The sequence below is a fragment of the Pandoraea norimbergensis genome, assembly GCF_001465545.3.
In the GTDB taxonomy this organism is placed as follows: domain Bacteria; phylum Pseudomonadota; class Gammaproteobacteria; order Burkholderiales; family Burkholderiaceae; genus Pandoraea; species Pandoraea norimbergensis.
This window is the reverse complement of record NZ_CP013480.3, coordinates 5532285-5546835: the sequence shown is the minus strand read 5'-3', so window position 1 is coordinate 5546835 and position 14551 is coordinate 5532285. Positions and strand designations below refer to the sequence as shown.

The window sequence follows — 14551 nt, the reverse complement described above, 5'->3', positions numbered from 1 at the left end:
TGATCAGGTGGTCCGACGAGCATGGCGCACGCGGTGGAAACGGTAATGCAGCACCGCACGGTCCTGCTGGATGAGGCCGTGGACGCCCTGCTGTGGCGCGACGAAGGCGTATACGTCGACGGAACGTTCGGGCGGGGCGGGCACAGTCGCAGAGTTCTCGAGCGGCTGGGGGCCCAGGGGAGGCTGATCGCATTCGACAAGGATCCCCAAGCGATCGCGGAGGCGGCAAAGATTGCCGATCCGCGATTTTCGATTGAGCACGACAGCTTTGCGACGCTGCGTGACGGGCTCGCCCGTCGGGGCGTCGACAAGGTGTCGGGCGTATTGCTGGACCTCGGCGTGTCGTCGCCGCAGTTCGACGACCCTGCGCGCGGCTTCAGCTTTCGGTTCGACGGGCCGCTCGACATGCGCATGGACACCACGCGCGGCGAGTCGGCCGCCGAGTGGCTGGCCCGGGCAACGCTGGAAGAAATGACGGAGGTCATCAAGGACTATGGGGAAGAACGGTTTGCTTTTCAGATTGCAAAGGCGCTTGTTGCTCGCCGGGCAAACGCCGATCACCTCGGTCCACTCGTCAGCACTCGCGAGCTTGCCGAGATCGTGGCTGGCGCCGTCAAGACCCGTGAGAAAGGCAAGGACCCGGCAACACGCACCTTTCAGGCTATACGGATTCACGTCAATCAAGAGCTTGCGGATCTCGAGATAGCACTTGAAGCGGCGGCCGACGTCCTCGAAACCGGAGGCAGACTCGTGGTGATCAGCTTTCATTCGCTGGAAGACCGCATCGTGAAGCGCTTCATGCAAGCGCGCACGAGCGCGCCGGTGGTGGATCGCCGCGTGCCTTTGCGCGCCCACGAAATTCCCGAGCCGCCGTTCAAAGCTCATCGCAAGAGCAAACCTTCCGCCGCCGAGGTGGAAGCGAACCCGCGTGCGCGCTCGGCGATCATGCGGGTCATGGAGCGGGTGTCGACATGAGCCGGCTCAACATCCTCCTGCTCGCGCTGCTCATCGGCTGCGCGCTGTCGCTGATCAATGCGCAATATCGTGCGCGCGGGACGTTCGTCGAACTGAACCGCGAGCAGGCGCTCGAGCATCAGCTGTTGCAGGACTGGGACCGCCTCCAATATGAACAGAGCGCGCAGAGCAAGAGCGCGCGCATCGAGAACGTGGCGCGCAGCGACCTGAAGATGCAGGCCGTCTCCCCGGGCCGCACGCAATATCTGTCGGCCCCGGCCGGCAGCACGGGTGCGATGGTCGATGTCCCGGTGCCGACCGCGAGTGCCGCGTCGGCCCCTGCCAGCGGAGGCAAGCGATGATCCGCCGCAAAGACGCCAAGGCCAAGACGAAGGATGTGCAGTTCTCTGCCAGCCCGGTGCTGTCCGTGCGTCTGCCGATGTGGCGCTCGAAGATGCTCGTCTTCGTGATCTTCGGCGCGTTTGCCGCATTGGCTGCACGCGCCTTCTGGATTCAGGGCCCCGGCAACGCCTTCTATCAACGTCAGGGCGAGAGCCGTTACGAACGCACACTGGAGATGTCCGCCACGCGCGGCAAAGTGTTCGACCGTAACGGGCAGGTGCTCGCGACCAGCTTGCCGGTCAAGGCCATCTGGGCCATTCCCGAAGACGTGCCCGAAGATGTCTCCACCGACCAGGTGCGCAAGCTCGCGCGTCTGCTGGAGATGGGCGAGCCCGATCTGCGCCGCAAGCTCAATCAGGAAAAGAGCTTCGTCTACGTGAAGCGCCAGGTGCTGCCTGACGTCGCCAAGCAAGTGTCCGATTTGGACATTCCGGGGATCTATCAGCGCAAGGAATACAAGCGCTTCTATCCGGAAGGCGAAATCGCGGCGCATATCGTCGGCTTCACCAACGTGGAAGACGTCGGGCAGGAAGGCGTCGAGCTGTCGATGCAGAAGGACCTCGCCGCCACGCCGGGCAGCCGCCGCGTGATCAAGGACCGGCTGGGCCGCGTGGTCGAGGATCTCGACATCCTCGCGCAGCCGCGCGACGGCCACGACATCACGCTTTCGATCGACAGCAAAATCCAGTTTCTAGCGTACAGCGAGTTAAAGGATGCCATCGAGCGCACCGGCGCCAAGGCCGGCAGTGCGGTCGTGCTCGATGTGCGCACGGGCGAAGTGCTCGCGCTGGTCAACCTGCCGACGTACAACCCGAACAACCGCACGAACCTGACCGGCGCCCAGTTGCGCAACCGCGTGATCACCGACACGTTCGAGCCGGGCTCGATCATGAAGCCGATCACCGTGGCGGCGGCCATCGAGAACGGCTATGTGAAGCCGATGACGACGGTGATGACCACCGGCCGCGCCAACTTCTTCGGCGCGACGATCACGGACACGCGCGACTACGGGCTGCTCACCGTGCAGGGCGTGATCCAGCATTCGAGCAATATCGGCACCGCGAAAATCGCCCTGCAAATGAAGTCGCAGGAAATGTGGGACATGTTTACTAGTGTGGGTCTCGGTCAGGCGCCGAAGATCGGCTTCCCCGGTGCGGTGGCGGGACGTCTGCGTCCGGCCAAGAGCTGGCGCCCGATCGAGCAGGCGACGATGGGCTACGGCTACGGCTTGTCCGCCTCGCTGATTCAGCTCGCGCGTGCCTACACCGTGTTCGCGCACGATGGCGAATTGCTGCCGATCTCGATCTACAAGACTGACGGCAGCACGGTCAAGGGCACGCCGGTGATCTCGCCCGCCACGGCCCGCGAAGTTCGCAAGATGCTTGAAATGGTGACGTCGCCGGGCGGTACCGCCACGCGCGCGCAGGTCATCGGCTACCGCGTGGGTGGCAAGACGGGTACGGCCTACAAGCAATCGGGCAAGGGTTACGACAAGAGTAAATACCGCGCATCGTTCGTCGGCATGGCGCCGATGTCCGAGCCGCGCATCATCGTGGCCGTGACGCTTGACGAGCCGGGCCGTGGTGCTCACTACGGCGGCGTGGCCGCCGGTCCGGCGTTTGCCGCGATCGTGGGTGGCACGCTGCGCTCGCTCAATGTGGTGCCGGATTCCCCGGTAACGAAGCTCGTGGTGAGCGACGCAGTGGAGGAGAGCGAGCCATGGGCACCGTAAACCCCACCCCCGCCACCCCCGTCACGCTGGCGATGATCGCCAACGCCACCGAGCGCGCCACGCTGGCGCAGGCTTGGGATTGGCTGCGCCGTACGGTGCCGGCCGGTGCTATCTTGCATGCCGACAGCCGTCGCGTCGGGCCGGGCGATGTGTTTGTCGCCTATGCGGTCAAGGGGGCCGACAGCCGTGGTTTCATCGCCGACGCGGTGGAACGTGGCGCTGCGGCCGTGCTGTGGCAGAGCGACGACTTCACGTGGCCGTCAGGCGTTGCCAATCTCGGGAATGTGCCGCAGTTCGGCGTGCCGCGACTCGACTGGCTGGCTGGCCCGCTGGCAGCGCTGTGGTACGGCGAACCGAGTGTCGGCATGACGACGCTGGGCGTGACGGGCACCAACGGCAAGACGTCGTGCAGCCAATGGCTCGCGCAGCTGCTCACGAAAGCGGGCACGCGCAGTGCAGTCATCGGCACGCTGGGTAGTGGCTTCCCCGGTCATCTGACGGTGACTGGCTTCACCACACCCGACGCCGTGCAGTTGCAGCGCAGTCTTGCCGATCTGCGCGCGCAAGGCGCGGCGGCGCTTGCGATGGAAGTCTCGTCGCACGGCCTCTATCAGGGGCGCGTGAACGGCGTGGCCTTCGACGTCGCTGTGTTCACCAATCTGACGCAAGACCATCTGGACTATCACGGGACGATGGCCGAGTACGAAGCGGCCAAAACGCGCCTGTTCGACTGGCCGGGTCTGAAGTCTGCGGTGATCAATCGCGACGATGCGATGGGCCAGCGCCTGCTCGCACGTCTGAAAGGCAAGACGCTGGTCTACGAATACGGTCTGCATGGTGAGGCGTCGTCGGCGCACGGCAATACCGTGCTGCGCGCCGAAGACATCCGCGCGACGACCATCGGTACGCGCTTCACGCTGCATATCGACGGTCATAGCCAGCAGATCACGGTGCCGCTGATCGGTGAATTCAATATCAGCAACGCGCTGGCCGTGCTGGGCGCCGCGCTCGCCGCGGGTGTGCCGCAGGATGCTGCGATCGCCGCACTCGCATCGCTGACGCCGGTGTCCGGACGCATGGAACAGATCGGTCAACCCGGTCAGCCGCTTGTGGTGATCGACTACGCACACACGCCCGACGCGCTCGACAAGACGCTCGCCGCGCTGCGTCCGGTGGCGGATGCCCGTGGCGGCAAGCTCGTTTGCGTGTTCGGCTGCGGTGGCGATCGCGACGCGGGCAAGCGTCCGCAGATGGGCGCGGTGGCCGAGCGTCTGGCCGATGCGATCGTCCTCACGAGTGACAACCCGCGCAGCGAAGTGCCTGCCGAGATCATGGCGCAGATTGCTGCCGGTCTCGCGCAGCCCGACGCCGCGCGCCGCATCGAAGACCGCGCCAGCGCGATTTTGCAAGCCGTGCGCGGCGCGCAGGCCGCCGACGTGGTGTTGATCGCGGGCAAAGGGCACGAAAGTACACAGGAAATCATGGGCAAGAAAAAGCCGTTCTCCGATCAGGAGCACGCGCGTCTGGCACTTGCAGCGCGTGCAACGACCGTGCGCGGAGGTGGCGAATGAGCATGTGGAAACTGAGCGATGCGCAGGCCGCCGTGACCGATGCCCAAGTGCTGGGTTCGGCGGCGACGGCATTTGCCCGCATCGTGACCGACAGCCGCTCGGTACAGCCGGGCGATTTGTTCGTGGCGCTCAAGGGTGAGCGTTTCGATGCGCACGACTTCCTCGCCGACGTGGTGCGCGCTGGCGCATCCGTTGTAGTGGCATCGCGCGTACCGGACGGTTTCGAGACGCCGGCATTGCTCGTACCCGACACGCGTATCGCGCTGGGCGAACTGGCGGCCGCATGGCGCCGGCGCTTCGCGATTCCGGTGGTCGCGGTGACGGGCAGCAACGGCAAGACGACGGTCAAGGAAATGATCTCGGCGATCTTCGCTGAGGCGGTCGGTGTCGAAGCTCGCCTCGCGACAGCGGGCAACTTCAACAACGACATCGGTTTGCCGCTCACGCTGTTCCGCCTCAAAGACAGCGACAAGCTCGCCGTGCTTGAACTGGGCATGAATCACCCGGGCGAGACGGCCTATCTGGCGCGCATTGCGCAGCCGACGGTGGCCGTCATCAACAACGCACAGCGCGAGCATCAGGAATTCATGGTGAGCGTGGCCGCCGTGGCCGAAGAGCACTCGGCCGTGCTGGCGGCGCTGCCGGTCGATGGCGTTGCCGTCTTCCCGGCGGAAAGCGAATTCGCACCGATGTGGCGGGAGATTGCGGACGCACCTGGCACCAAGCGCCGCGTGCTCGACTTCGCACTCGATGCGCGTGCCGCAGTGTCCGGTCGCTACGACGTGGCCACTCGCGTGCTGCGCGTGACGTCGTCCGCCGGCGAATTTACGGTGAAGTTGCCGCTGCTCGGCGAGCACAACGCCCGCAACGCGCTGGCCGCGATTGCCTGCGCGCTCGGCGCGCATGTCGATATTGGTTCGATCGTGCGGGCACTCGAAGCGTTTTCTGCCGTCAAAGGCCGGCTTAACGTGTCGACGCTCTCCAAGGGGCCGCTTGCCGGCGTCACGCTGATCGACGACACCTATAATGCGAACCCCGATTCGGTTCGGGCCGCCATTGACGTACTCGCTCAAACCCCCGCGCCGCGTGTACTGGTGCTCGGCGATATGGGCGAAGTTGGCGACAACGGTCCCGAGTTTCATCGGGAAGTGGGTGAATACGCGGCACAACGCGGCATCGATGTGCTGATGACGCTGGGTGAACAAACGCAGGACACGGTCACGGCATTCGGCGACGGCGGCGAGCATTTCGCGGACGTCGCACCGCTGGTGGCGGCACTGAACGCGACGCTGAGTGCGCCGGCGACGGTGTTGGTGAAAGGATCCCGCTTCATGCGGATGGAGCGCGTGCTGGAAACACTGCGCGCTACGAGTGAAACCGGGGGCGGCGACGCCCCGGCTAAGTAAAAAAGGATTGATGGAATGTTGCTGACGTTGGCGCAATGGCTGCAAGCGGATGCGAGCTATTTGCGCGTGTTCAACTACCTGACGTTTCGGGCCGTGATGGCAAGCCTCACGGCGCTGGTGATCGGGCTTTCGTTCGGGCCGATGGTCATCCGCAAGCTCGCCGAAATGAAGGTGGGTCAGGCCGTGCGTACCGATGGCCCGCAGACTCACCTGATCAAGTCGGGTACGCCCACGATGGGCGGGGTGCTGATTCTGATCGGCATCACCGTCGCCACGCTGCTCTGGGCGGATCTGAGCAACCGTTTCATCTGGATCGTGCTGATGGTCACGCTGGGCTTCGGCATCATCGGCTGGATCGACGATTACCGGAAGGTGGTGTTCAAGGACCCGCGCGGCATGTCGTCGCGCGAGAAGTATTTCTGGCAATCGATCATCGGTTTGTTCGCCGCCATTTATCTGGCGTTCTCGGTGTCCGAGACGAGCAACCTGAAGGTTTTCGAGCTGTTCATCAGTTGGGTGCGTAACGGCTTCCCGCTCGATTTGCCGCCGAAGGCTGACTTCATCGTGCCGTTCTTCAAGACGATGAGCTACCCGCTGGGCGTGTTCGGATTTATTGCGCTCACGTACTTTGTCATCGTCGGCTCGTCCAACGCCGTTAACCTCACCGACGGTCTCGATGGTCTGGTGATCATGCCGGTGGTGCTGGTCGGTGCGGCGCTCGGCGTGTTCGCCTATGTGATGGGCAACGTCGTCTACTCGAAGTACCTGCTGTTCCCCCATATTCCGGGCGCGGGCGAGTTGCTCGTGTTCTGTTCCGCGATGTCGGGGGCCGGGCTCGCGTTCCTATGGTTCAACACCCACCCGGCGCAGGTCTTCATGGGCGACGTGGGCGCGCTGGCACTCGGCGGCGCTCTCGGCACCGTGGCTGTGATCGTGCGTCAGGAAGTCGTGCTGTTCGTGATGGGCGGTGTGTTCGTGGCGGAAACGCTGTCGGTGATGCTGCAAGTCACGTGGTTCAAGTACACGAAACGACGGTTCGGCGAAGGGCGGCGCATCTTCAAGATGGCGCCGTTGCACCATCACTTCGAACTGTCGGGCTGGAAAGAAACGCAGGTCGTAGTGCGCTTCTGGATCATCACGCTGATGCTCGTACTGATCGGCTTGTCGACGCTGAAGCTGCGCTAACGCGGTATCAAACCGCAAAAAGTCGTAAAGCGCTAAAGGTAGGACCGCTCACGCCGATAGTGGGAGATCGGCGGCAAAGAAGCGATGCATTCGTAGGTTGTTTGAATCGATAAAAGGAAGAGCGACGTGTTTGGCGAGAAGTTTGGTGAATCCTGGCAACCGCGTGTCCTGATCCTGGGTCTGGGAGAGTCCGGCCTGGCGATGGCACGTTGGTGCGCGCGTTACGGCTGCCGCGTCCGTGCGGCAGACACGCGCGCGTTGCCGCCGAGCGCGCCGAACGTCGCCACCCTGCACGCCGAAGCCCCGCAAGCCGAGTTTGTCGGCGGCGCATTTGCCGATCGCATCGACCCGTTGCTCGACGACATCGAACTGATCGGCATCAGCCCCGGCCTCTCGCCGCTCGCGTCCGATGTGACCGCACTGCTGGCCGAGGCCGCCGAGCGCGGCATTCCCGTGTGGGGCGAAATCGAGTTCTTCGCGCAGGCGCTGCGCCATATGCAGGCGACCAGCGGCTACGCACCGAAGCTGCTCGCGATCACCGGCACGAACGGCAAGACCACGACGACGAGTCTGACCGGTTTGCTGTGCCGTCGCGCCGGCAAGCGCACGGCCGTGGCGGGCAACATCAGCCCGTCGGCGCTCGATCGTCTGACCGAGTGCATCGCCGACGCCACGCTGCCCGACGTCTGGGTGCTCGAACTCTCCAGCTTCCAGCTCGAGACCACGCACTCGCTTGCCCCGGACGCGGCGACGATTCTCAATATCACGCAAGACCATCTGGACTGGCACGGCGACATGGATTCGTACGTTGCCGCCAAGGCCCGCATTTTTGGGCCGCAGACCGTTCGCGTGCTCAATCGTGATGATTCGCGTGTGATCGCTATGGCATCGCCCGAAGCGAATGTCGTGACGTTCGGCACGTCGGCGCCCGACGCCGCAGGTGACTTCGGTCTCGAGATGGAAGGCGGCATGTGGTGGCTGGTCGAAGGCATCACGCGCGACGATGCGCCGCCCGCGCCGAAGCGCCGCAAGGCCAACGCCGAGCAGGCCGTCGTGGAAGTGTTCGGCAAGCGGCTGATGCCGGCCGATGCGCTGCGCATTCGCGGCCAGCACAACGCGTCGAACGCGTTGGCGGCGCTGGCACTCGCCCGCGCGATCGACCTGCCGATGGCCAAGCTGCTGCATGGCCTGCGCGAGTACCCGGGTGAGCCGCATCGCGTGCAACTCGTGGCCAGCATCAACGAAGTCGAGTACTACGACGACAGCAAGGGCACCAACGTCGGTGCCACGGTCGCCGCGATCACCGGTCTGGAAAAGAAGCTGGTGCTGATTCTGGGTGGCGAAGGCAAGGGGCAGGACTTCTCGCCGCTGGCCAACCCGGTCGCGCACCATGCGCGCGCCGTGTTCCTGATCGGCCGCGACGCCGGTTTGCTGCGCGCAGCGCTGACCGACACGGGCGTCGATCTGATCGACGCGCCGACGCTCGAAGACGCCACGCGCGAAGCCGCCAAGCTGGCCCAGCCGGGCGACGCGGTAGTGCTCTCGCCCGCGTGCGCGAGCTTCGACATGTTCCGCAACTACGAGCATCGTGCGCAGGTATTTCGCGACACCGTCATTGATCTGGCCGCCGACGCGGGGGTGATGCTATGAATCGTCTCAAGTCGTTCTTCAGCAAGAAGCGTCAGGCGGGGTTTGCCGGCGCGGGTACGGCCACGGCACCGGGCGCGGCAACCACGGCGGCGAGCCGCACGCTGGGCAGCATCAAGCCCACGCGCTCGCGCATGCTCGAATACGATCACGCACTCGTGTGGGTGGTGATTACGCTGCTCTCGCTCGGTCTGGTGATGGTGTACTCGGCGTCGGTCGCGTTGCCCGATTCGCCCAAGTACAACGGCTACTCGACGTATCACTTCCTCGGCCGCCACATCGTGTCGCTCACGATCGGGCTGACGGCGGCCGTCATTACCTTCCGCATTCCGGTCAAGACACTCGACAAGCTCGCGCCCAAGGTCTTTCTGCTCGCGCTGCTGCTGCTCATCATCGTGTTGATTCCGCACGTGGGTAAGGGCGTGAACGGCTCGAAGCGCTGGATTCCGTTTGGTGTGTTGAACCTCCAGCCGTCGGAAATCATGAAGCTCGCGGTGACGCTATACGCCGCGAACTACACCGTGCGCAAGCAGGAATTCATGCAGAGCTTCGGCAAGGGCTTCTTGCCGATGGGCATTGCCGTGGTGTTCGTGGGCCTGTTGTTGCTGCTCGAACCGGACATGGGCGCGTTCATGGTGGTGGCCGCCATCGCCATGGGCATCCTGTTCCTCGGTGGCGTGAACGGCCGCCTGTTCGGCGGTCTGGCGCTCACGGCCGTCGGCACGTTTGCCATGCTGATCTGGCTCTCGCCATGGCGTCGCGAGCGGATCTTCGCGTACCTCGACCCGTGGCGCGAAGACTACGCGCTTGGCAAGGCCTATCAGCTGACGCACTCGCTCATCGCGTTCGGTCGCGGCGAATGGACCGGCGTGGGGTTGGGCGGCAGCATCGAAAAACTGCACTACCTGCCCGAAGCGCATACCGACTTCATCCTCGCCGTGATCGGTGAGGAATTCGGCTTCGTGGGCGTGCTGGTGGTGATCCTGCTCTTTTACTGGCTGGTGCGCCGCGCGTTCGAAATCGGCCGTCAGGCACTGGCCCTCGAACGCACGTTCGCCGGCTTGCTGGCCAAGGGCGTGGGCGTGTGGCTGGGTGCGCAGACCTTTATCAACATGGGCGTGAATCTGGGCCTGCTGCCGACCAAGGGGCTCACGCTGCCGCTGGTCAGTTACGGCGGCTCGGGCATCTTGCTCAACTGTGTGGCCGTGGCGATTTTGCTGCGGGTGGATTACGAGAACCGCGTGCTGATGCGGGGAGGAAAAGTATGACCGAGCGCGCTACCGCGATGCCGGCTCCGGAGACGAAGACACGCACGCTGCTGGTCATGGCCGGCGGCACGGGCGGTCACGTCTTTCCGGGCCTCGCGGTTGCCAATTTCTTGCGCGTGCAGGGCTGGCGCGTGGTGTGGCTCGGCAATCCGAACGGCATGGAAGCGACGCTCGTGCCGAAGTACGACATTCCGATGGAATTCGTGAAGTTCGGCGGGCTGCGCGGCAAAGGTCTGATGACCAAGCTGCTGCTGCCGCTGAATCTGCTGCGTGCGTTCGGGCAAAGCTTCGCGGCGGTGCGTCGCGCCAAGCCGAACGTGGTACTCGGCATGGGCGGTTACATCACCTTCCCGGCGGGCATGATGGCGTCGCTGCTGGGCCGCCCGCTGGTGCTGCACGAACAGAACTCGGTGGCGGGGCTGGCGAACAAGGTGCTCGCACGCGTGGCGGACAAGGTGCTGCTGGCGTTCCCCGGCACGATCGAACACGGTGAGTGGGTCGGTAACCCGATTCGCGCCGATTTCGACGACATGGCCCCGCCGGCAGAGCGTTACGGTGCCCGTACCGGCCCGCTGCGCATTCTGGTCGTGGGCGGCAGTCTGGGCGCGACGGTGCTCAACGAGATCGTGCCGAAGGCGCTGGCCAAACTGCCGCGCGAGACGCGTCCGCAGGTCACGCATCAGGCGGGTGTCAAACATATTCAGACGTTGCAGGCGAATTACGCCGCAGCGGGGGTGACGGTCGAAGCGCTGCCGTTCATCGACAACATGGTCGAGGCCTACGCCGCAGCAGATCTGGTGATCTGCCGGGCGGGCGCGATGACGGTGGCCGAAGTGGCTGCCGCCGGGGTGGCCGCGCTGTTTGTGCCGTTCCCGCACGCGGTCGACGATCACCAGACGACCAATGCACGTTTCCTCGCCGATAAGGGCGCGGCAACGCTGATCGATCAGCGCGAGCTGTCGGTCGAGACCCTGGCCGAGTGGTTGCGCCGTCAGACGCGCGATTCGCTGCTCGCGATGGGAGAGAAAGCCAGGGCGCTCGCCAAGCCGGACGCCACCGAACAAGTGGCGCGCGTGTGCGCGTCCCTGGCCAAGGATTGAAATGAAACACATCGTCAAACACATTCACTTTGTCGGCATCGGCGGCTCGGGTATGAGCGGCATTGCCGAGGTGCTGCTTAACCTGGGGTATCAGGTCAGCGGCTCCGATCTCGGCGACAACGCCGTGACGCAGCGCCTTGTGGCGCTTGGCGCACGCGTCGCCCGTGGCCATGCGGCCGAGAATATCGACGGCGCGGATGCCATCGTGGTGTCGACCGCCATCACGGCAGACAACCCCGAAGTGCTCGCGGGCCGTGCTCGTCAGATTCCGATCGTGCCGCGTGCGCTGATGCTCGCGGAACTCATGCGTCTGAAGCAGGGCATCGCCATCGCCGGCACGCACGGCAAGACCACGACAACGAGTCTGGTGGCCAGCGTGCTGGGACAAGGCGGGCTCGATCCGACCTTCGTGATCGGCGGCCGCCTGAACAGCGCGGGTGCCAATGCCAAGCTCGGCACGGGCGACTTCATTGTGGTCGAGGCCGACGAATCGGACGCCTCGTTCCTGAATCTGAATCCGGTCATCGAAGTCATCACGAACATCGATGCGGATCACATGGATACGTATGGGCACGACTTCGCGCGGCTGAAGCAGTCGTTCGTGGCCTTCACGCAGCGTCTGCCGTTCTATGGAATCGCGGTGCTGTGTGTGGACGACCCGAACGTGCGCGAAATTCTGCCGTTCGTCTCGAAGCCGATCGTGCGCTATGGCTTGTCGGAAGACGCGCAGGTGCGCGCTATTAACGTGCGCGCCGATGCAGGACGCATGTGCTTCACCGTGCTTCGCACGTTTGGCGACGGTGCGCCGCCGCTGGATATCACGCTGAATCTGCCGGGCGAGCACAACGTGCGCAACGCGCTGGCCGCAATTGCGATTGCGACCGAACTCGAAGTGCCCGACGCTGCGATTCAACAGGCGTTGGCCGAATTCAACGGCGTAGGCCGTCGTTTCCAGCGCTACGGCGAAATCGCCCTGCCGCAAGCGAATGGTGGCGGCTCGTTCACGCTGATTGACGACTATGGTCATCACCCGGTCGAGATGGCCGCGACGCTGGCGGCCGCCCGTGGGGCGTTTCCGGGCCGTCGCATCGTGCTGGCATTCCAGCCGCATCGCTATACGCGCACACGCGACTGCTTCGAAGATTTCGTGAAAGTGTTGTCCGAAGCCGATGCCGTGGTACTGGGCGAAGTTTATTCGGCGGGCGAAGCGCCCATCGTGGCCGCCGATGGCCGCGCACTCGCGCGCGCGTTGCGGGTTGCGGGCAAGGTAGAACCGGTTTTTGTGGAAGACGTCGCGCTGTTGCCCGACGCCATTTCGCAGGTCGCCCGCGCGGGCGACGTTGTCATCACTATGGGTGCCGGCTCGATCGGCGCGGTGCCCGCGAAGTTGCAAGTTCAGCAAGGAGTTTGACGTGAGTGCTTTCGATCCGAAACGTTTTGGCAAAGTTGGCGTCCTGATGGGCGGACGCTCGGCCGAGCGTCAGATCTCGCTGATTTCGGGCAATGGCGTGCTCGAAGCCCTGCGCTCGCGCGGGGTGGATGCCCACGGTTTCGATACCGGCATGCATGACCTGGCCGCGCTGGCCGCCCAGAAGTTCGACCGCGTGTTCATCGCGCTGCACGGCCGCTACGGTGAAGACGGTACGTTGCAGGGCGCGCTCGAACATCTGGGCATTCCGTACACCGGCAGCGGCGTGTTGGCGTCTGCGCTGGCGATGGACAAGGAAATGACCAAGCGCGTGTGGATCAACGAAGGGCTGCCGACGCCGCGCTTCACGATGCTCAACGCCGACAGCGATTTCGACGCCGTGGCGCGCGATCTCGGCCTGCCGCTGATCGTGAAGCCGTCGCGCGAAGGTTCGACCATCGGTCTGACGAAGGTCACCGAGGCATCGCAACTGAAGGCGGCGTTCGAGAAGGCCGTCGCGCTCGACCCGGACGTGCTCGCCGAAGAGTTCATCGATGGCGACGAGTTGACCGTGCCGGTGCTCGGTGTGGGCACCAAGGGTGCCGCCGCGGCGCGTGCGCTGCCGGTGATCCGCATCGTTGCGCCGGATGCGAACTACGACTACCAGAACAAGTATTTCAAGGACGACACCCGCTACGAGTGCCCGCCGCCGTTGTCGGTCTCGTTGCAGGAAGAAGTGCAGCGCATCGTGTTGCGCGCGTACTTGGTGCTGGGTTGCCGTGGCTGGGCGCGCGCGGACGTGATGCTGCGCAAGCGCGACAACAAGCCGTATCTGTTGGAGATCAATACGTCGCCGGGGATGACCGGCCACTCGCTGGTGCCGATTTCGGCGCGGGCGGCGGGCTTGTCGTATGAAGACCTGGTGGTTGAAATTCTGGCAACTGCGACGCTCGATCTGCATCCGAACGCGCAGTGGAAACCTGAGTGACATCTTGAATAACGCGTTGAAGAACGCCCTGATACGGAAAGCGAATCGCCATGTGGCAAAACGTACGCCTGCTCAACGCCATCGCGAGTGCGCTCGTCGCACTCGTCGTGCTGGCGGCGCTCGCGGCGGGCGGCCATTGGCTGATTCAGCGACCGATCTTCACGCTCAAGGCGATTCAGATCGACGGGGATGTGTCGCATATCAACGGGCCGACCTTGCGTGCGAATGCGGTGTCGCGGTTGAAGGGCAACTTCTTCACGATCGATCTGGATGCCACGCGCGCGGCGTTCGAAGCGGTGCCTTGGGTGCGTCATGCGAGCGTGCGTCGCGTGTGGCCGAACCAGCTCGCGGTGTCGATCGAGGAATACAAGCCGCTGGCGACGTGGAACGACGGCCGTCTGGTGAGTGTGGACGGCGAACTGTTTGCGGCAAATCTGGCCGAAGCGGAGGACGACGGCAAGTTGCCGGAATTCGCCGGTCCGCCGGGCAGCGAGAAAGATGTGACGGCGCGGTACTACGACTTCGTGAAGTGGTTCGCGCCGCTGAATATGAAACCCGAAGCGATCACGCTGTCGAACCGCTACGCCTGGGGCGTGCGGTTGGCAGGGGGGCTGCAACTGGCGTTGGGACGCGAGCGTACGCCCGAGACCCTCGTCACACGCAGTCGACGTTTTGTGCAGGCGTATCCGCAGGTAGCGGCGCGCTGGGGCAATCAGATCGAGTATGCCGATCTGCGTTACCCGAACGGTTTTGCGGTACGGGCTGCGGGAATGCGTTTCTTGAGCGAAGAGCAAGCCAAGAAACTCGCCGCAGCACCGCCACAGAAGCGGGATTCGCAAAAGCCGGCAGCGAAGAAGCCTGCCGCCCCGGTGAAGCGAAGCCAGTGAGAC

At 64.4% G+C, this 14551-nt stretch carries 12 protein-coding genes; all 12 read left to right on the top strand.

Annotated features, from left to right (window positions below; genetic code table 11):
* Positions 1-21: 21 nt before the first annotated feature.
* The 12 genes from rsmH (at position 22) to AT302_RS24235 (ending at position 14548) form a co-directional block, all read left to right on the top strand.
* Positions 22-975 carry a 16S rRNA (cytosine(1402)-N(4))-methyltransferase RsmH gene (gene rsmH / locus AT302_RS24290; RefSeq protein WP_058376201.1) on the top strand — a complete coding sequence of 318 codons (954 nt, stop codon included), beginning with the start codon at positions 22-24 and terminating at the stop codon, positions 973-975.
* A complete protein-coding gene (gene ftsL / locus AT302_RS24285) occupies positions 972-1316 on the top strand; it encodes a cell division protein FtsL (protein ID WP_058376200.1) in 345 nt (114 codons plus the stop codon). Before rsmH ends, ftsL begins: the two co-directional genes overlap by 4 nt.
* A complete protein-coding gene (locus AT302_RS24280) occupies positions 1313-3088 on the top strand; it encodes a peptidoglycan D,D-transpeptidase FtsI family protein (protein ID WP_058376199.1) in 1776 nt (591 codons plus the stop codon). Before ftsL ends, AT302_RS24280 begins: the two co-directional genes overlap by 4 nt.
* A 32-nt stretch (positions 3089-3120) precedes the next feature.
* Complete coding sequence (locus AT302_RS24275; protein ID WP_058379916.1) at positions 3121-4659, top strand: UDP-N-acetylmuramoyl-L-alanyl-D-glutamate--2,6-diaminopimelate ligase; 1539 nt, start codon at positions 3121-3123, stop codon at positions 4657-4659.
* Positions 4656-6065: a UDP-N-acetylmuramoyl-tripeptide--D-alanyl-D-alanine ligase gene (locus tag AT302_RS24270; RefSeq protein WP_058376198.1), complete on the top strand. Its 1410-nt coding sequence runs from the start codon at positions 4656-4658 to the stop codon at positions 6063-6065. Before AT302_RS24275 ends, AT302_RS24270 begins: the two co-directional genes overlap by 4 nt.
* 15 nt (positions 6066-6080) lie before the next feature.
* A complete protein-coding gene (gene mraY, locus AT302_RS24265; protein WP_058376197.1) occupies positions 6081-7250 on the top strand; it encodes a phospho-N-acetylmuramoyl-pentapeptide-transferase in 1170 nt (389 codons plus the stop codon).
* 126 nt (positions 7251-7376) lie between these two features.
* On the top strand, positions 7377-8900 hold the full coding sequence (gene murD, locus AT302_RS24260; protein ID WP_058376196.1) for a UDP-N-acetylmuramoyl-L-alanine--D-glutamate ligase: 1524 nt from the start codon (positions 7377-7379) through the stop codon (positions 8898-8900).
* A complete protein-coding gene (gene ftsW, locus AT302_RS24255; RefSeq protein WP_058376195.1) occupies positions 8897-10165 on the top strand; it encodes a putative lipid II flippase FtsW in 1269 nt (422 codons plus the stop codon). Before murD ends, ftsW begins: the two co-directional genes overlap by 4 nt.
* A complete protein-coding gene (gene murG / locus AT302_RS24250; protein WP_058376194.1) occupies positions 10162-11265 on the top strand; it encodes an undecaprenyldiphospho-muramoylpentapeptide beta-N-acetylglucosaminyltransferase in 1104 nt (367 codons plus the stop codon). Before ftsW ends, murG begins: the two co-directional genes overlap by 4 nt.
* Position 11266: 1 nt before the next feature.
* The gene (gene murC / locus AT302_RS24245; protein WP_058376193.1) at positions 11267-12676 is read left to right on the top strand and encodes a UDP-N-acetylmuramate--L-alanine ligase; all 1410 of its coding nucleotides are present in this window, start codon (positions 11267-11269) and stop codon (positions 12674-12676) included.
* A 46-nt stretch (positions 12677-12722) separates the two neighbouring features.
* Positions 12723-13661 carry a D-alanine--D-alanine ligase gene (locus tag AT302_RS24240; RefSeq protein ID WP_058379915.1) on the top strand — a complete coding sequence of 313 codons (939 nt, stop codon included), beginning with the start codon at positions 12723-12725 and terminating at the stop codon, positions 13659-13661.
* A gap of 50 nt (positions 13662-13711) precedes the next feature.
* A complete protein-coding gene (locus tag AT302_RS24235; RefSeq protein WP_058376192.1) occupies positions 13712-14548 on the top strand; it encodes a cell division protein FtsQ/DivIB in 837 nt (278 codons plus the stop codon).
* Positions 14549-14551: the final 3 nt, after the last annotated feature.

Bases quoted from the DNA above. Each gene is read 5' to 3' on its own strand.
- rsmH (WP_058376201.1), top strand. From the start codon at position 22: ATGGCGCACGCGGTGGAAACGGTAATGCAGCACCGCACGGTCCTGCTG.
- ftsL (WP_058376200.1), top strand. From the start codon at position 972: ATGAGCCGGCTCAACATCCTCCTGCTCGCGCTGCTCATCGGCTGCGCG.
- AT302_RS24280 (WP_058376199.1), top strand. From the start codon at position 1,313: ATGATCCGCCGCAAAGACGCCAAGGCCAAGACGAAGGATGTGCAGTTC.
- AT302_RS24275 (WP_058379916.1), top strand. From the start codon at position 3,121: ATGATCGCCAACGCCACCGAGCGCGCCACGCTGGCGCAGGCTTGGGAT.
- AT302_RS24270 (WP_058376198.1), top strand. From the start codon at position 4,656: ATGAGCATGTGGAAACTGAGCGATGCGCAGGCCGCCGTGACCGATGCC.
- mraY (WP_058376197.1), top strand. From the start codon at position 6,081: ATGTTGCTGACGTTGGCGCAATGGCTGCAAGCGGATGCGAGCTATTTG.
- ftsW (WP_058376195.1), top strand. From the start codon at position 8,897: ATGAATCGTCTCAAGTCGTTCTTCAGCAAGAAGCGTCAGGCGGGGTTT.
- murG (WP_058376194.1), top strand. From the start codon at position 10,162: ATGACCGAGCGCGCTACCGCGATGCCGGCTCCGGAGACGAAGACACGC.
- murC (WP_058376193.1), top strand. From the start codon at position 11,267: ATGAAACACATCGTCAAACACATTCACTTTGTCGGCATCGGCGGCTCG.
- AT302_RS24240 (WP_058379915.1), top strand. From the start codon at position 12,723: ATGGGCGGACGCTCGGCCGAGCGTCAGATCTCGCTGATTTCGGGCAAT.
- AT302_RS24235 (WP_058376192.1), top strand. From the start codon at position 13,712: ATGTGGCAAAACGTACGCCTGCTCAACGCCATCGCGAGTGCGCTCGTC.